Raw genomic sequence first — 18,922 nt, forward strand, 5'->3', positions numbered from 1 at the left:
GATTGATGGTGGAATTTTTAAGGGTCAACAAAGCAGTATTGCCGTTCATCGATCCTCCAGCAATAGTCAATATTCCAAACCCGGAACAAAATCCCACTTTCTTGAATCAGTACTACTGGCACGGCTTTTCTCAATCCCAGTGGGTTTCCATTGCAATCATCTTAGTTGGGGCATTTTTTCTGATTAAGTATAAACTTTGGGAAAAAGAAACAACAACGACATAATCCATAATATAATTATAAGTCTTGAATATCACGCTACTTATCGAAGTTTTTACAGGTGGCTTTTGGAATTACCGTTGCCCGGTGTCTCTTTATTTGAATCCTCAAGAACGATTTTTCAATAGGAACTTAAAGCCGGTTTCAAAACTATTTTCTGTAAGCGGATTCCGCGTCGCACTGTCATCAGTCCTCTGAATGTGGGAGTTTCTTACATTTGAGACAGACTCCGACTTTCTTACGCCGAACTCACATTGTTTTATCAAACCGTTCTGTAGCCCAACGAGCAGATTTTTCAGGGTTGTTTGAGCGTTTGGATCATATTCTCCGTATCTTGATAATCCGTATTCTTATACAAAAGATTCCCTTCTGCATCTAAAATTACAAAAAGCGGAAGCCCAATCTTCAATTCCTCGAAACGAGAATCTTTTACATAGGTTTCAAAAATGGGATCCTGATCCTTAATCTTCAAAAGAACAACACCTTGTAAAGCCTCATTCAAAGCAGAATCACTTTGTGTAAGTTCTTCGAACGCGTTGCAATTCGTGCACCAATCCGCATAAAAATCGACAAACATTTTTTTCCCCGTGATTGCAGCCTCTTCATAAGCCTTAGAGGTAGATCGAAACCAGGAAAGATTTCCCCTTGTTTCTATTCCCATCGCAGAAACCGAATTGCTTCCTCTTAAGTTCTGTGTGAAAAGAATCACCAGTCCAACCGCAGACAAAACCACTCCTCCGAGAAAGAGGGTCTTTTTCATTCTCACGTAACGGTCCCATTCTTCCGGTAGAAAAAAGTAAATGCAAAGTAGCAGGAATAAAATTCCAAACGCAGATAAAGGGATCAAAGAATCAGAGATTTCCCAACCCAAAAGGGATTTCTGAAAATACGCATAAGAAAAATATAATACAAAAATTCCTAAAACCCACTGGATCCAACGCATCCATTTTCCAGACTTAGGAAGACTCAAACCGAAGACCCCGATCATTAGAAATGGAAATCCCAAACCAACTCCGAATAAAAACATCTTAAACACGGCAAGAAGCACGGAATCAATCGAGATCGCACCGGAATCAACCGTGATCCGCAAAAGAATCGCGACCACGACCGGACCGACACAGGGAGAAGAAAGAAGTCCGGCGCCCATTCCCAGGAAAAAAGTTCCGCCACATCCTTGTACGGTTTTTACTTCCTTGGATTGAAAAAAAGGAAGATGAATCAAATCCAAGGATCCCAAAGCCAATAGAAAAATAAGAACGGAAAGCGCAAGATTAACGATCGGGTAACGTAAGATTACGTTAAACGCCCCTCCCGAAAGTCCAGCGATTAGCCCGAAAGAAGCATAGATTGTGATCAAACCGAAATAATAAATCGCAGGATGTAAAATTCTAGGAGAACCTTCCCCCCTAGCCCTTACGATTCCGACCGTAATCGGATACAATGGATATACGCAGGGTAAAAGACTTGCGAGGACCCCACCTGCGATCAGAAGAAATCCGGAAGTCCAGTCAAAAGTTCCACTGGAAATTCCTTCCGAAATGGACTTTCGAATCCCGGAAAACCAAGAGCCGGAAAGAGTTTCCGCGGAAAGAGGTAATCCCAAAAAAAGGGCGCTCAAAATCGCAAAACGAATTAGAAAATTCTTATATTGATGGATTTTCAGTAGCACAAATTAAAAGACCCAAAAAATGAAACTTCGTCGCGAGAACTATGCTTCTTCTAAAAAATCAGGAGTCAACCCGTTTCCAAATGAAATAGCTCTTCAACTCGTAGTTTAGACTCGATGCCGATTTAAAAAATTATTTTTTGTCGAGAAGAAACGGCTTTTTAACGATGATTCACGCAATTCCAATCAACAAGACGGCCTTTTACTCAGGCTATCCCAAAAATACTTTATCTTTATTTAAAACGCAGATTCCGATCATTCTCAGATATCTTGAGATAACTTCTAATCTTTATAAAATCGAGTACCGTAAATTTCATTACAAAACCCTACTTCAGCGCAAAATATTGGTACTATACTATGGAGTTCTTGAGTAAAAAAAATTCTCCAAAACGCCGGTCTCTTAAACCTGAAAAAAATATCCGATTCGAAATTTCCAAGAAAGCGCCGCATTTTCCGGACGTTTTCGCTCTCACCTAAATATTAGAATCTGCCGAAAATCACTTTGAATGCGCGTGGAAATCATCAGACCGCTCTACTGTATTCTTTTAGGGATCTTTTTTTACGTGGAGACAACCTCGATCTCCGCGGAAATCGACCTAGATTATAACTACGAATATGAAAAAAACGGTCCTTATACGAAGTTTTCCGATTGGGTGCCCTACAAACTTCACAAATGGGAACCTAAATTTTTAGAAGATTATTACCAGCTCTACGGCCTCAAACTTCACTACGGAGAAAACGAACTCAGAAGGAACATTTATTTCCTAAAGATCGGACTAAAGAAACGATTCAGACATCCAAAAAACGCTCTTTGTCCCGTAAAAGACGAGGAAGAATATTATAAATATCGCAATCTTCTTTTTATGCACATCAACCTTCAAATAATGCGCTCCTATATGAGAATCGCGTCCCAATTTGATAAACGACATCTTTATTTCCACAACCTGGATTTCGCGTATGATCTGAATCGTTCCTTCGAAGTCGCAGACGGATTTTACAAGGAAGCTATTCTCTACTGGAAAGAAGCCCAAAGATATGCGGATCGTTCTTCCGAAATCGATTCTGATCTGGATTTAGGAACGATGGAAACCGAAAGATACGAAATCATTACGGGTAAGTTGGATTTCGGTAAAATCATCGAAGATCATCTCTTTCGTTTAGAAAAAAAAAGAAACACGGTCCAAGAATACTTGGCAAAACATCCAGATGCAAACAAACCGCTTCTGGAATAATAGACGGTCGTCTTTTAACCGCTTTTCTAAGATTGTCGTAATTCCGACAATCCTACGGTGAAACTTACGACCCCTCCCGAATCGGGTAAGAGTGATCTGTAAATTAATATGATATTCTTGAATCGATGGAATTAAGAAGACCAGTGGTAGTGCGAGGCATTCGGAAAATGCACTGAACTTTAAAAGCGGAAGCGGTGTATCCGATTCGTTCCTCGACAAAACAACGACAGAAAACCTTCGGTCGTTTCCGAACTGAATACAACTTTCGAACATCCTCTATATACGCGTTTGTGCAGGAAAACTCAAGCCGCCTTGCTCCCTCCTATATGTACCTTATGTCAAGCCCTTCCGCAATTTTATCACATAAGACGATAAAGTTTAAGCTTATGAAAGGAAGAATCTTGGCTCATTCATAAAATAGAATCTACAGATTGGATAATTTTCTTGCCAGACATTCTTTTTGAAATAGCTTCAACCGTTGGAGACTCTTTCATTGAAACGAATCTTATTCACTGAATTTTTTCCGGAAGAAAATCGAGAGAAATCGGTAGCTAATCCATGTCAAATGCTTTTAGAAACGAACGATAAACCTCCGGAACTCTCCGAATTGGAATGGCTTTGTACCAAGGGTTTAGTCTGGATCGATCTGGATTCAACTGAAGGAGAAGATATGGATTTTCTGGCAAGGGGATGTAATTTCCATCCGCTTGCGATAGAGGATTGTATCAATAAAAATCAAAGACCGAAATTGGATGAATACGAATCGTATCTATTTATTGTTCTCCATAGATTCCAATACGATACAGAAAGAAGAACCCTAAAAAATAATGAGATCCATATTTTTTTTAACGAAAAATTCGTAGTCACCGTCCATCAAAAGGACGAACCGTCAATAGAACAACTCAAAGAACGTTGTATGACACAAGGAAATCCACTTTCCAGAGGTACGGATCAGATTCTTTACATGCTTTTCGATCAGACGGTAGATTCCAACTTCCCGATCTTGGATAAGATTAGCGAAGAGATCGTTCGGATCGAATCACAGATCCTCGTAAATCAAGACACTCAGCAGACCATTGCCGGCATTCTCTTTCTCAAACGAAATCTAACTCGGATTCGAAGAATTCTTTCTCCTCAAAGAGAAATCGTAAACAGCCTAATCCGAAGAGATAATCGTTTCTTAAGTCCAAAAATTCAGATTTATTTTCGAGACGTTTATGATCATTTGAGTCGGATCTACGAAACAATCGACATGGATCGGGATCTTCTTGGGAACACCATGGATGCGTATTTCTCAGTAATTTCACAAAGAACTAACGATATTGTTAAGCGACTTACTCTGATTAGCTTAATCTTTATGCCGCTCACTTTCCTAACCGGTTTTTTCGGAATGAACTTTACTACAATTCCCTACGCAAACGCTCCATTATTGTATATTACGATCGGACTAATGTCTCTCATCCCTATCAGCATGATCTTTTGGTTTAGAAAAAAGCACTGGTTCAAAGATTAAAACTCATCTCAAAAATACTTTACCTTTACTTACTATTCGAACACATGAAAATGGTATCAAAATTGACAAGCGATTTTGCAAAGATATAAAAGTCCTCATAAAATTCGACCGAATCCAGAATTACCGGCTTTTTGAAGAAGAATTTCAATTTTTGAAACAAACTCATTACGGAATTCTTTTCATACGTCCAATTGTAAAATATCGATTCCAGTCATTCTAAGATATTTTTGAGATAGCTTCTTTTCATCTTCGAAAGTTCCATGTGCAGGAATGAAATCCGTAAAAATCAAGGAACATCCAAAAAATTTGTTTTTTATTCGTAAATTTATCCTTTTCGACAAAGGATTTGTCCCAAAATCTCAGAGTGTAGGAACTCCAACCGGAGTTTAACAACAATGAAGCCTATTCCAAAGTTAATAAATGCCAATCTGTAAGAACCTCCTCGTTTCGCGAAAAATTTGCGATGATATTTCTATCTAAGTTTTGGGGTAGGTTTAAAGTACAGACGTTCACACACAGTACAAATTTTTCCGCAAACTGTGGGAATTCATACGAAATCCCAAAAAATGACCCGTGAAGATTTGCAATTCTGAAATATACAATAAATTTAAAATATACTAATTAACTTATGGGTAAAAATATGCAAACATCTCTCCTACGAAAATATATCGCCATAGAGTAAAACATCAATATCCGTTATAATTGTTTAAAATTAAGATTAACAAAATTACTTCAATCAACTGTGAAACAGATGAAGAATCAATTGTCACAGAACGGAATTCAAACCCTCAAGACCCATTACAAGCATCTCAAAAACATTCCATTCTCTTTGAAAAAATCGTTCAATAACTTGAAATCCATTTTTGATATAAGAGCACCTCTATAAAATAAATTTTACGATTATCGAATATTTTAAAGAAGTGGTCTCTCATAATAACTCCTTACAGCGCGACCCAAAAACCGTCGAGCGCCATAGAAGCGAGACGGCTTGAGTCTCTTAGATTAGCATGATTCTTGGACATAAGACAGTCCCGAATGTAATATTCTTGATTCCACGGAGTCAAGAAAGCCGGTGAAGGAAACGAAAGCATCTTCGCTCCCGGCGGAGGCGCTCTAAACTTGAGGTATAATGCTCTCTATCCCCACAATTACTTAGATCTCTTCCGACAATCCTCCGTGAAACAGGTTCAGCCCTGCAGAGCGACCCATAGGAAAGCTCTGCGCTGAGTTTCTTTGGGTGGAGGGACGAATAAACTCTATTTCGCTCTCTACGGGTCGCGAAATAGGTGGGAAGACTTCGGTGATTTTTCTATATCAGAAAATCATACTTTTTGCAAGTAAAAAGCCTCGTTCTTGTCGGAGCACTTGAAAAATATGCGTTTTTCGATCCTTACTATTTCAACCCAACTTGTGGATCGCTCTGTCGATCGCGAAGGAAACGAAAGCGTCTCGATTTTATAGAGGTGCTCACATGACTTATAATAATACCGTTTTTTTAACCATCAATTTCAGTACAAATTCTCATTGAAACGTAGAATTAATTTATAGACATTTTATTATATAGATCTCAATAGAAAAAGTAACAAAATCGAGCTAACACTCTCCCCTCAACCGATTTATCCGCAAATATTTTAGAATTTTTCAGGAATATGGAAATTTCCTCTTTTTTAGAAGGCGATGTTCAAGATTTTACGACGAATCATAATTCCGGTAATCAGAAGTATTATCGAACGATTTGCAGAAATTGAGTTAAATCACAAAAAAGGTTCGATCCCATAGATCAAAAGGAGATGCCTGCTTTTTAACAGGCGCACAACTTTACTTTATAAAAAAAGAAAATCCATAAAATCGCAGAAAAAATTGACGAAATGAATTCGTTCCCTCTTAGTAAACGGTTCAGGGAAAATATGAGAATATTTCGAATTTATGTAATTCTGTTATTGACCTTCCTTTCGGTCTGGACCACCCACGCGGAACAAGTTGTAACCACGAAAAAAGACGAACCGGATTCCTATTACGGTTTGGACGTTAAGGCGGTGATTTCTCCTTCCTATGGGGCGAGGATTCGGGACGGAGCTTCCGGAATTTCCAACTCGAACCCGAACGACAGAACGGGATTTTCCACCCCTTGGACCCTTCTTATGATTTCAAAAACGTTCGAGGAAGTCAGAATCCAAACGGAACTTTGGGGAGAATTAATCCGGAATAATCAACTAACATCGGATACACGAGTAGATACGGGCACCAAACAAAATCCTTACGTTCTGAACGTTCGCAGGGCCAATATTAAAAAAATCTGGAATACTTCTTCCTGGGGAAACTACACATTAGGCTTCGGAATCCAAGAACTTCCTCATACTTATACCCAATGGAGCAACTACTGGAGATGGAGATACATCGACCGAGGACCTCTGGAATCTCTCGGTTTTGCATCCCAACCCGCAGACATCGGACTGAATGCGGTCGGTAACTGGTCCATCATCAGCTCCCAGTTTATGGTTAGTAACGGAGAAGGTTATAGAGAGACACAAAACACAAATTCCGCAGGCATGGACGTTTCCTCCAGATTTTCCGTAGAACCCCAATTAGGCGAAAGTGGAAAAGCGGGTTTTCATCTTTTCTACAGAAGAGAAAACGCATTCGGTTCGGGAGGAAACGAATGTTTCGAAGGAAAAACGACTTGTCTTCCAAACGACCTGAATCCTATAACCGCTCTGTCGAAACAGATCAAAAGTTTACAATCCGACACGACCGGTTTAGAAACCAACCTGATCTGGAACGGCCCCATAAAATGGAATTTAGGCTTGGGAGGTTTTTTCAAAAAACAAAACAGCGGAGAAATCCGAGATCGCTTACAACCATTCGCCGCTCCGGTTGCTTTCGGTAAAGACGGTTTCGGAAAAGCTCTGTATGCATGGCTTTCCATAGGAGCCGGTAACTTTCATCTTCTGGGAAGGATAGAACGAGGTACCGGAAACAACGGCGTAGTCGGCGTTACGGACACGATTCAAAGGGAATTTTTCCCCGGACTCTCAACCTCAAACGTAAATCTTCCGGCACAAGTCCGAAACATTCTTCCCGAAACGAGAACAAACGGGTATTCAAGCAAAAGCTCGTTTCGAAGGATCAGCGTGTTTTTCGAATGGGTCGTCAATCCCCGCTTTAGAATGGCGATCGGTTACATTGAAAACAAAAACTACGACACGAACGGTGTTGGACAAAAAGTTTACATCGATCAGCTCGGAAACGAAAGAACCGAAAAAGAATATTTAGGTCAATGGAACGGTAGCAGCAACCTCGGAATCGTTTCCTATTCCTCATTGGATAGGCAGGTACTTTTGAGAACCACAATAGAGTTTTAAATTAGGAGATTATTATGAATCACAAGGTAAAGATCGTATTGATCGCACTTTCCCTTTCAATGACGGGAAGTTCAATCGTACTTTTGAGTCAGGAATCGAAAACGGGAAACGCCAAAGTAAACTTTTTATTAGGAAAAGCTCACGTTCAAAAACCTGGTAAAAACTCTTGGGAGCCTTTGAAATCGAACGATCCCGTGTATGAAGGAGATCTAATCTCCACGGGTAACGGTTCAAGAGTTACGGTACTTTATAGAGGTTCCGAATTTAAGATCCAACAAAACAGTAAAATCAGACTTACAAGTCTTCACGAAGAATCCAAAAACGGCAGACTTGAAATCGATCAAGGTTTCGCATGGTTTAAAATCGTAAATCTGAAAGGAAAAAAATTCGACGTTGCAACTTCAAATTCAACGGCGGGAGTTCGAGGCACTTCGTTTTCAGTTTCGTACGACCCGAAAACAAAAGACTCTTCCTTTTGCACCTGCGAAGGGAAGGTGACCATTTCCGATTCGAATGGAAAGGAAATTCTTCAGGAAAAAGGAAAAGGAACGATCGTTTTTTCACAAAATCCGGAAATGAAAAAAGTGGAATATGAAGGAATTATAAAGAAATTAAAAACACTTCCAAGCTTTGAAGCAAGATTGAAAAAAAATCTTTCTTTGAAAAACTGTCTTTCTTGCCACACCCCGGAAGGTTGGACTCCTTCCGAGGATTTTTTAAAGGACGAAACCTACGGTAAACAATAAAATAACGTGAGTTCGATGTAACAAATGCAAAAACAATGATTATGTTACGATCCATAACGAGCAGCACTTCGGCTTGAAGAACTCAGGTGAAACGCTTTTTACAAAAGCGCTTCAGGTCGCGAGCCATTTTAGCTGTAAAATTGGCGAGCGATTCGCCCAAACTTTCTTACAGCGCGTCCCAAAACCCGCAGCGACCCTTAGGGAGCGAACGCGCTTCAGTTTTCTGCTTTGTCAGAAAGATCAAACTGCAAGGTTTATCCCAGTTTCTGGACAGAATCTTATATCGAACTCACGTTAAAATAACGTGAGTTCGGCGGTTGGAAATGAGAAAGAATTTTCTAAAAGTAGGAGTCCCTACTTTTAGAATTTGTTCGTAAAATCGCGATTTGTCGTAGTTCCCACATTTCAGAATAGATTTACAAAGTTCAAATTCCAACTTTCTACAAAAAAAATGAATCAGGGATTTCTTACGCCAAACTCACGTTAAAATAATAAGCTCGCTCGAGAATCACTTGACACTCTTTGAGATTTCCATGAAACATACCATTTCAAAAAAGGAGTTTTTATGCATCCGGAATTACATATCAATTATCTGGCGGTTTTAGTCGCAGTGGTTGTACATTTTATCATCGGTTCTGTTTGGTACGGGCCTTTACTCGGAAAGGCTTGGATGAAAGAAATGGGAATTCCTACAGACGTTAAACCAAGCACAAAGGAAATGCTCAAGCCTATGGGGTTGATGGTAATCGGTTCCTTTTTAACTGCATACGTTCTGTTCTATACAACAAACGTTTGGAGAGCGTCCTCTTGGCACGCGGGAGAGGACAGTCCCGCATACGTTTACGGATTCTTTTCGGGATTTTACACTTGGCTCGGATTTTACATCCCGGTGCTTATCAATACGGTGGCTTTTGAAGGCAGATCCTGGAAACTTTTTTTCATCAATGCCGGATACAACTTAATCTCTCTTCAAGTCATAGCGATGATTCTTTCTTATTGGAGATGACGCATCCACCTTGGCGTTTTGTTTCTAAAAAACCTTTTCCTATCTTTGGAGTAAAAATAAAAAAGCCGGTCTTTTACATTTAGAAGACCGACTTCTTTTTCAATTTCGGAATCGATCAAATCGCTTTTTGAGGAGCGTATTTTCTCTTATAGATCGCGTAACCGATTCCCCCTAAAAGTAAAACCAACCAAATATACCAGAATTTAATGAGAAGAATGGTGATCGCAGTGATGATAAAAGCGACGATTCCGAGAACCACTTTGATCAATCCCCCTCCCAAATCTCCCACAAACGGAATAAAGCTCAGAAGAGAAGTCAAAGGCCCGGCCATCAATGTGAAACTAGAAAACATCGCGATAAATCCGATAAATCTTCCAACCCATTTCATCGTATTGTCGTCGGATTTAATATCCGCTATCGTTTCCGCAAAATCTCCCACACTCGCATTCAAGAACTTATTTCCTTCTGCAGAAGTGAAATGTGCTACTCTATTTCCTTTTATATCTCCGATAAAAGTCATGTCTTTTTCCGGAATCGGAGTTACGGAGACCTGCACTCTTTCACAACCTTCTTTTTCGGATTCAACGCAGGCTTTAGAACTATAAAGATACCCCTCACCGTAGACGAAACCGTTGGAAAGAATTTCGTTTTCGTTTGCGTCTCTAGAAGAAACCTGAGAAGTAAAATCCACTTCTTCAAGGTTTACGGAATAATTTTTACCCTCCGAAAAAATCACCGCTCCGGACGCGGAATCGGATTGGTCCTTTACGGACTGTCTATGATACGGTTTCTTACGACATCCGGAAAGTTTAAAGTTAGATGGATTTTCAGGTGAAGAAGTCCATTTTAACACACAGTTTCTAACTTCTTTTTTATTACTTCCGGAACCCTCCGTCTTTACTTCCTCATCCCAAGCATAAACCTCGGAACTCACAGAATAAGAAATGTAAGGGCCGCTTTTTACGAATCGTCCGCCGAGAAGATTTGCTTTGAGAATTCCCGTAACGTACGAAGGCTGATTATCTTTCGCTTGTCCTACGGGAACTGCATTTTTTAAAGCGGCACTCGCCTGTTCGCAAGTCTCCACATTGTAGATGATGACAAACGACACGGGTAATAAAATTACTCCTGTAAGAATACTCTTGAAGGAGTTCCCCATCTGGGATAAGAAACCTATACCCTCCGTCGAGGACATTCCGTCCGGACTTTCAAACGCCATTGACTTTCTCCTTTTGTTTTCGATAGAAACTTTGCCACTTTGTTTTCCCCGTAAAAATTGGAATTCAATTTCAGAGAAATGATGTAAGCCGTAAAAATTTCCAAGAAAATCAAAGGGTTGTAAATAACTTTTTATCTATCAATTTACAAATACGGAAAATTTCAATCGTACAATCTTAAAACCGAACTTTCAGAGTCGTATTAAAATTGAATCTCTTGTAAATATTTTAGGATCGTTTTTTATGAAACGTAAGTGTTCAAAAGAGATGTAAGTCGTTTTTTTTGGAAGAAATTAAGAATCAAAAATGAATTTTGGATAAAATCCGCATGTCCTTACCCGTACTTTTTTTATCGCCCTTTTTTATATTCTATCTTCCGGTTCAGTATTGGATCGGAAGTAAAGGAATCGGTGGACTCGTCTTAACGGGAATCCTTCTCTCTACTCCAATTCTATTTTGGATTCAAAAGCGACGAAAAAAAGAACCGTTTTTACCCTTGATCGTTTCCCCCGGCATTCTCATTTCATATTGGTCTCTGTTCGTTTTTACGGAAGGAATTTTTTACACAGCCACCGCGTTAGACTCCTTTTTCCTAGGCGATTTCGACTATACGGCTCAGACGAGAATGATCGTCCCTACGATCGAGGGAAAATTTTTTCAGACTCAATATTACGGTCCGAATGAGAACGCGAACTTTCTCTCTCATCACATGACGCCTGGAATCTTACTTTTGACCCCCTTTCCGATTTTGTTCGGATCAAAACTCGGATTCGGAATCGGGATATTCTTTTTCGCTTCGATCACAATTCCCCTTTTATACCATTATTTAAGAACCTGTTCTATCTCCGAAGAACTTTCCCTTTGTGCTTCCCTTCTTTGGTCGGGCTCATCCAGCTTTTATCGATTAAATCATTCGTTACACTTCGAAGTTTTGGTCCCGTTCCTTTGTTTATGCGTGCTTATTGGAATTCAAAAACGAAAATTTTGGATTACCTTAATAAGCCTATGTTTCTTTTTGGGAATCAAAGAAGACCTTTCAATCTACTTAGCGGCGCTTGCAATCACCCTAATTCCGGCCGATAAAAAAAGAAACAAAGAATGGACTTTCGTTTTTATTATATGCATTTTTTATTATTTTATCATATTCCCGATCTTAAACGAATGGGCGGGAATATCCGCGGAAAGAAATTGGAAAGAATACTGGGACACTGAGAACAAAAATCCGATTTCCATTTTTTTAAACTATATTCAAAATTCGGAAAACAGATCCCAATATTGGAAGGGAATCCGGGATTTAAGTCTGGAATGGGGATTTTGGAATCTGACGGGAGGTTGGATTTTACTTCCGTTTTTCGGTTTGTATTCCGTATTTCGATTATCGATTCATCCCTGGGTCAGAGATTCGTATAGTTATTACGTTTATCCTCTCATTCCGTTTTTGATCCTATTTTTGAAAACGGGAGCGATCTGGATCCAAGATCGAACCGACAAATCCAAAACAAAATTTCCATCATCCGCTTCGAAAGAAAAAAAACTCATTTTCATTTTAATCCTCACCTTTTCCGTTTCGATTCATAGAAACTCCAAAGAATCAGAATATCCGATCGCACTCTCCCCCAAACCAGACCGAACTGCCGAGTTAAAAGACATTTTAAAACAAATCCCCGCCGGAAGTTCCGTTTCCGCCGGATTCCACCTTTCCCCCTTTGTTTCTTTAAAAAATCCGGTATATCCGATACGAGAAGATAGAGAATGGAAAGAATGGATACTTTTGGATCAAGAGTATAATTCTCCTTACTTGAGTTCAGCGAAAATTTCGGAACGAGTCGACGTAGACGTGTTGAAAGGAAAATTGCGTTGGGTCCGGAAGACGAACCGTTTCGTCCTGTTGCGTTTGAATGCAAAACCTTAAAACGTATTCTAGTTCGGATTAAATTTAAAACGTATTCGATAGAACCGGTTTCACTTCTTTAAACTTGAAACAACCTCAAAGAAAGTTTTAGCATACCGAAGCGACATTTTGAAACGAACGTCAAAGCTGGTATAGTCCGATTTTTTTTGAATTCTATTTACACAAAACGTTTGATGCGCGATCAATCATTTGCAGTATTCTGCCAATCGATCCTTGGCACCCGCATATCCTAAACCCAAAGATTTTCGAAAATCCTTACATGCCAACGGAATCTTCTTTAAGAAAGCATACGCAAGCCCCCTATTATGAAACGCGACCTCGTCGTTCGGATTGAGTTGCAAAACCATCGAATAACTCGCAACCGAATCCGAATATCTTTCCAAACCGTACTGAGCATAAGCTAATTCAAAGAAAGCGTAAACGTTCTTTTTATCCAGATTTACCGCTTTCAAGGCGTCTTTAAGACCTTCGTCGTAATTCTCATCATGATTTTCACAACGCGCCTTATGGCCGTAAAGTTCCGGGTTGTTCTTTTCACCGAGTTCGATCGCTTTCTGAAAATCGTCGATTGCCTGAGCACAGTTATCGAGCATTTCGTTGCCATAACCTTTATAGAGAAAGACGGAAGCCTTATTCGGATCGATCTCCGTCGCTTTGTCGAAATCTTTCACTGCCTCACCATATTGTTTCAAAGTATATTTTGCCAAACCTCGATTGTAATAACCGGAAGCGTCTCCAGGAACCAATTCCAAATACTTAGAATATTCTTTTATCGCTTTGAGATAATCGCCCTTTTCATTTGTGCTATAAGCTCTATTAAAAATCTCGTTGGGATCTTCTCCGTTATTATTCGTAACCGATGCGGTTGGACTCGGATTGGAAGATTCAGAAGATTCCACACTTGTTTTGATTTCTCGGATAACGGCTAAGATTTCACTTAAGATTTCTTGAATCCGCGAAGGTTGTACGATCGTGGAAGGTTCGTTTTTATCCGTATCTTGAAAGTTGGAAAAAAAAAATGCTTAGAATACAGATCAAAATTCCCACCATTAAAAAATAACGAAGAACTTTATTAACCATCAGGCAAGAGAAACCAAATTCTTTCAAAATTCAACTTTTTATTGAATGAAAAATATCCGAAATCCCCATTTTTTTCTTTAACGTGAATTAACAAATGTAAAAGAGATTATTATGCTGCGACCCATAGCGAGCAGCACTTTAGTTTGAAAAATTCCGAAGGAATGGAAACATTATGCTCGAATTCAAGAAGTTGTTGCATTTTAGTTTTTTATTTGCCCAAACTTTTTTATATCGAATTCACGTTAATTTAAAAAGAAAATCTCGCACGAACAACTCCCACAACAGGCAAAAAATCGAACCACTTTGTATATCAGAATCCGTCGAGTGCCAAAGAAGCGAGACGTTTTAGTTACCAGCTTGATCTTTCTGATAAAGCAGAAAACTAGAGTATATATTCGTTTTTAGCAATATAACAATTTGGCTCCGACAGTCAGGAATCACCATAGAATCCGTCATTCTTTAGGAAGAAATATATGGAATACAGTTTTACCGAATTCAGATTCGAGCTCAATTCTTCCTTGGTGTTTTTTTACGATCCTTCGCGAAATGTCCAAACCCAAGCCGCTTCCTTCTCCCGGACCTTTTGTCGTAAAAAAAGGATCGAAAATTCTTTCCCTCACTTCCTGAGGAATCCCAGGCCCGTTATCTTCGATTGAAACCCGGACTTCGTCTTTTCGATCTTGAATTGAAATTCGGATCTTTCCTTTAAAGCGCATCGCTTGCAAAGAATTGTATATTAGATTTGTCCACACTTGAACAAGATCGTCGGGATATGCGGCAATCAGAGGGCGAATCGGAAAATCCAACTCCACATCCACTCCACCTTTGATTTTGTTATGATAGATCGTCAAAACGGTCTCTATGTTTTCCACAAGATCGGTAATAACTTTTCCTCTGTTTTCTTCCGTATCTATATGAGCATAAGTTTTTAAAGCGTAAACGATTTTAGACGTTCTATCCACAGCCAATCGAATCAGAAGAATATTCCTATAAGCGTGGATTTCCTCCAGCGCAAACTTAACCAAAGGATAAAATTTAGGATTCGAAAATAAGGAAGGAAATTCATCCAACGCCGAAGGAAGTCCGTTATCCAAAAGTCGATCCGCAATATCGTGGACATTTTCATAACCGAACTCGGTCAATTTCGTCTTAATGGAATTCAAAACGATTTTTTTGTTTTCTCTGGAAAGAATACCTTCCTTACTATCGACTCCCCTTCGAATCAGTTCGGAAAGATTATGAATGAATTCCGAGTCCACAGAAGCGAATTCATAACCCAACTTTTCCATCTTCTCCGCGGACGAGCCCAAGTAAGCCTTCAATTCTCCGCTGAACGCAGCGATAGCACCTAACGGATTATTGATTTCGTGCGCAATTCCCGCAACAAGTTGTCCGAGCGCGGCCATCTTTTCGGAAAGGATCAATTGCTCTTGTGTTCTTTGTAGATTCTCAAGAGCGTATGCTAGCTCGGAAGTTCTTATTTTTACCGCCCTTTCCAATTCTTCCTTGGCTTCTTTTCTTTCCGCATTCAATAGAAGTTGTGTGACCTGTTCTGCGACGGTAACCGCAAATTGTTTTTCGTATCCTTTCCATCTTCTCAGATCGCCTCTATGTTCGAGACAAATGACTCCTTTGATTTTTCCTCGGAGAAAAAAAGGCGCGTCGAGTAAAGAACTGATTCCGTGTGGAACGCTGTAAGTCGCTGCAAGTTCCGCGGTTCGAGGATCGTTGATTACATCCGTCGCGTCCACGAACCTATCCCTTTGGATTGCTCCATAATAATTCGGATAAGAAGACATATTCAATTCCATTCTTTTCATATATGTCTGTTCTCTCCGATCCCAACCTGCAAAAAGAGTCCAAAAACTCGGATTCTCCTTATGAAAAATCCAAATCGACACCCGATCGCAGTTCGCCACTTCGGAAACCATCAGCGTTATTTTTTTCATACCCGATTCCAAATTTCCGGAAGCAAATTCGGAATCGGTAGCCATCTCCATAAGCGCCTGTGCATGTAAGGCAATTCTTCTCGTTTGCTCCTCCCTTTCCCTCAAAGCGAGTTTTTGTTGAGTGATGTCTCGTGTGATCGCGATCACGATGGAGGAATCTCCAATCTTAACTCGTCTCGCGGAAAACAAAGTATCTACGACTTCGCCGCTTTTCCTTTTAAATTGGGCTTCGTAGTCCCGGACGATACCGTCTTCCCTTAAGATCGCAAACACTTTGACCCTTTCTTCGTCGTCATTCCAAACTCCCAGTTCCATGGGCATCCTGCCGATCGCTTCTTCTTTGGAATACTGTAACATTTCCGAAAAACGTTCGTTCACTTGAATATACTTTTCATTTTGAAGATCATTGATGGTGATGGTGTCCGGATTCATTTCAAAGATCATCTCGAAAAGATCCTTGCTCTCTTGCATTCTTGCAAAGTACTCGTTTCTTTCGGACTCCATAATCTTCTTGTCCGTAACATCGATAAGAAGGGAAAGTAACATCAACTTCCCGTTCAATTGAAAGACTCTATTCCCGGAAGTTACGTGCTTTTGAGTTCCATCCGAACTTTGAATCGTAACTTCAAGACTTCCGGTCCAATCTTTCTCTTCCAACTCCTTCTTGAAATTTTCGCGCTCAATCCAAGACCTCAAAATTCCAAGTTCTATAGACGACTTACCGAGAATCTGTTCCCTCGTATAACCGACGAGATCGCAATAAGATTGATTCACCTGACGAAAGATCCCCGTTTCTAAGTCGGAAAGCGACACGGCGGCCGGAGTAAGTTGAAAGAGTTTTTCAAAAAGATCTTTACTGAGACGAAGTTCTTCATCGAGTTTTCTTTTTTCTTCTTCCGACTTTTTCTTTTCACTGATATCCGTCGCAAGAGAAATAACCTGTTTTCTTCCGTTAATTTCGATGATTCTCGCCGAGTAAAGAATCGGTATCATTTCTCCGTCCGAAGCGAGGTAAACGGACTCATAATTTTTTACTTCTCCCGTTTTGGAAAGCGCCTCATAAACTTCTGCCCTAAAATTTCCGGACTTGTCCCAGATATGAATTTCAGGAGTCGTTTTTCCGATCACTTCTTCTCGAGTACGTTTTGCCATTTCCAAAAATCTTTGGTTTACGTCGACGATCGTACGATCCTCCCAATCGGTTAGAACGAGCGCAGAAGGAACTAGTTGAAATAATTTCTGAAAGAGATCCTTGCTCTTTTCAAGTTCCTTTGCAAGATTTTGTAAATCGAGAGCGGATTCCTTTAACTCAGAAATATCGTGACCGATCGAGAGAATTTTCTTTTCTCCTTTCGATTCTATGTATCTAGAAGAAAATAGAATCGTTTTTATTTTCTTCTCGTACGTTTGAAGTTTGACCTCTAAATTTTGAACGACACCATCTTCGTTTAATTTCTGAAGAATTTTTTCCCGATCGAATAAATTGTAATAAAGACTGAGTTCGACAGGCGTTTTACCTAAAACTTCTTCTCTCGTTTTTCCTAAATGTTCCAAAAAGAGATCGTTTACATCTACATACCGTCCATCAATTCTTGATAATGTGATTGCGGAAGGATTCAGACGAAAAATTTGATCGAGAATTTCCTCCTTCTCACGAACCTCGTCGAGCAACCTTTGTTTTTCTCTTTCTTCTTTAATCCTGTCGGTTATCGGTACCGTGATGCTTAAAAACGCGATTTTTCCTTTGTATTCGATTTGTTGAGCGGAAAAAAGTCCCCAAAACTCGGTGCCTTTAGTAGTTCGAAACGGCGTTTCTATACTATCCACAAAGCCGTCACGTCTTATGATCGTGAAAATGTTTTCCTTAACCTCAGGCGAAAACCAAATCCCAAGTTCAGTCATAGTTTTTCCGATCAGTTTGTCCGAATCGTATTCGATTTGTTCGGCGAACTTGCGGTTCACTTCCAAAAGTTTTTCAGTATCGATTTCGGAAATCGCCATCGGAAAAGGATTCAAAACGAAAATCCTCTGAAACGCCTCCCAACCTTCCTTGATCTCATCGCAAAACTTTTTACGAACTTCTTCATTCTGCGTTTGTTCCGAAATATCTCTGATAATTCCCCAAATTGCAGTCGGATTTTTAGACTCGTCTCGGATAACGTATGCTTTTACGGAAATTAGGATGATTTTACCGCTTTTACAAGAGTATTCCTTTTCAAACTCCTGAGAATAACCGGAAGAGAAAAGATTCTCTTCAAAATCTTTTCTATCGGCCACTTTCCAACTCACAGGGACCAATGACCAAAAGTTGTCTTTTTGAAGTTCTTCGAGAGAATAACCTGTTAGAGCCTGAAAGGCAGAATTGGCTTCCAAAAAAGAGCCGTTCAAATTTGCAATTGCAATTCCATCCCGATTGGTTTCGAAAATCTGTCGAAAGAATTCTGAGTTGAACAAATTGGAATTCAAAGCTTTCATGAGTCGGAATCTAGTAAACTTTAAAGAGACCTTTGAAAAGGAAAAATCATTTTACTTTAGAATCTTAAATTTTTCGAGTCCTTAATGAGAGCTTCTTTCAAAAAATTGATAGTTCGATCAAAATTATATTCCATGATGAAATATAATCTTTCGGAAATGATTCCATTAAAAATCGTTTGTAACAAAATCTGAAAAGAACTTCGCGAGTAGTCTTAATCTTTTCAAACATTCAGAAATTGTATGAGTTTTCGCATTTGGATCAGGCGCTCATCTTTTCCAACTTTGTTAGAAACTACCCGCGACCTGAACGCCGATCCATATAGAGAGGCGTTCGGCTTTAGTTCACGCCAGCTCTTAGATTAGTATGATTCTTGAACATAAGGCAATTCCGAATATGATAATTCTTGATTCGACGGAGTCAAGAAGGTCGGTGGAGGAAACGAAAGCATCTCGCTCTTTATGAATCGCTCATCTTAGCGTAGCTAAGATGAGCCACAGCAAAGGGTAACTTTTCTGACATTAGAAGTAATTCAAGCAAATTCGATC

The 18,922-nt window shown here is 39.7% G+C and carries 11 protein-coding genes and 1 pseudogene (1 of these 12 only partly in view); 7 read left to right on the top strand and 5 right to left on the bottom strand.

Annotation, left to right across the window (positions count from 1 at the left end):
* Window positions 1-224: the end of a prolipoprotein diacylglyceryl transferase gene (locus tag CLV95_RS13680; protein WP_002726208.1), read on the top strand. It extends 712 nt beyond the left edge of the window; the window shows 224 of its 936 coding nt (coding positions 713-936); its start codon lies beyond the left edge, outside the window; its stop codon occupies window positions 222-224.
* A 289-nt stretch (window positions 225-513) separates the two neighbouring features.
* Here the strand turns inward: CLV95_RS13680 and CLV95_RS13685 are convergent, their stop codons facing one another.
* The gene (locus tag CLV95_RS13685) at window positions 514-1,887 is read right to left on the bottom strand and encodes a protein-disulfide reductase DsbD family protein (RefSeq protein ID WP_107694983.1); all 1,374 of its coding nucleotides are present in this window, start codon (window positions 1,885-1,887) and stop codon (window positions 514-516) included.
* Between the two features lie 503 nt (window positions 1,888-2,390).
* Between CLV95_RS13685 and CLV95_RS13695 the strand changes: the two genes are divergently transcribed.
* Together CLV95_RS13695 and corA are read left to right on the top strand one after the other, a co-directional pair.
* Window positions 2,391-3,116 carry a hypothetical protein gene (locus tag CLV95_RS13695; protein WP_002726418.1) on the top strand — a complete coding sequence of 242 codons (726 nt, stop codon included), beginning with the start codon at window positions 2,391-2,393 and terminating at the stop codon, window positions 3,114-3,116.
* A gap of 493 nt (window positions 3,117-3,609) precedes the next feature.
* Window positions 3,610-4,629, top strand: coding sequence for a magnesium/cobalt transporter CorA (gene corA, locus CLV95_RS13705; RefSeq protein ID WP_002736187.1), 1,020 nt, complete (start codon window positions 3,610-3,612; stop codon window positions 4,627-4,629).
* A gap of 941 nt (window positions 4,630-5,570) precedes the next feature.
* On the opposite strand, the gene CLV95_RS18935 is transcribed toward corA, so the two are convergent.
* Entirely contained in the window at window positions 5,571-5,720 is a 150-nt protein-coding gene (locus CLV95_RS18935) for a hypothetical protein (RefSeq protein ID WP_155117811.1), read from the bottom strand.
* 816 nt (window positions 5,721-6,536) lie between these two features.
* Here CLV95_RS18935 and CLV95_RS13710 point away from each other — a divergent pair.
* The 3 genes from CLV95_RS13710 to CLV95_RS13725 all read left to right on the top strand — a co-directional run bounded on the left by CLV95_RS13710 (window position 6,537) and on the right by CLV95_RS13725 (window position 9,743).
* Window positions 6,537-7,991: a hypothetical protein gene (locus CLV95_RS13710; protein WP_016749617.1), complete on the top strand. Its 1,455-nt coding sequence runs from the start codon at window positions 6,537-6,539 to the stop codon at window positions 7,989-7,991.
* A 14-nt stretch (window positions 7,992-8,005) separates the two neighbouring features.
* The gene (locus CLV95_RS13715) at window positions 8,006-8,737 is read left to right on the top strand and encodes a FecR family protein (RefSeq protein ID WP_002729370.1); all 732 of its coding nucleotides are present in this window, start codon (window positions 8,006-8,008) and stop codon (window positions 8,735-8,737) included.
* A 565-nt stretch (window positions 8,738-9,302) separates the two neighbouring features.
* Window positions 9,303-9,743, top strand: coding sequence for a DUF1761 domain-containing protein (locus tag CLV95_RS13725; RefSeq protein ID WP_002736217.1), 441 nt, complete (start codon window positions 9,303-9,305; stop codon window positions 9,741-9,743).
* A 115-nt stretch (window positions 9,744-9,858) separates the two neighbouring features.
* Here CLV95_RS13725 and CLV95_RS13730 read toward each other — a convergent pair whose 3' ends face one another.
* The gene (locus CLV95_RS13730) at window positions 9,859-10,962 is read right to left on the bottom strand and encodes a TMEM43 family protein (protein WP_002726809.1); all 1,104 of its coding nucleotides are present in this window, start codon (window positions 10,960-10,962) and stop codon (window positions 9,859-9,861) included.
* Between the two features lie 326 nt (window positions 10,963-11,288).
* Between CLV95_RS13730 and CLV95_RS13735 the strand changes: the two genes are divergently transcribed.
* On the top strand, window positions 11,289-12,872 hold the full coding sequence (locus CLV95_RS13735; protein WP_002736223.1) for a DUF2079 domain-containing protein: 1,584 nt from the start codon (window positions 11,289-11,291) through the stop codon (window positions 12,870-12,872).
* Between the two features lie 185 nt (window positions 12,873-13,057).
* On the opposite strand, the pseudogene CLV95_RS13740 reads toward CLV95_RS13735, so the two are convergent.
* Together CLV95_RS13740 and CLV95_RS13745 are read right to left on the bottom strand one after the other, a co-directional pair.
* A pseudogene (locus CLV95_RS13740) lies at window positions 13,058-13,952 on the bottom strand (tetratricopeptide repeat protein).
* Between the two features lie 452 nt (window positions 13,953-14,404).
* On the bottom strand, window positions 14,405-18,376 hold the full coding sequence (locus CLV95_RS13745) for a PAS domain S-box protein (RefSeq protein ID WP_002757865.1): 3,972 nt from the start codon (window positions 18,374-18,376) through the stop codon (window positions 14,405-14,407).
* Window positions 18,377-18,922 lie beyond the last annotated feature (546 nt).

The sequence above is a fragment of the Leptospira borgpetersenii serovar Javanica genome (genome assembly GCF_003046425.1).
Taxonomy (GTDB): Bacteria; Spirochaetota; Leptospiria; order Leptospirales; family Leptospiraceae; genus Leptospira; species Leptospira borgpetersenii.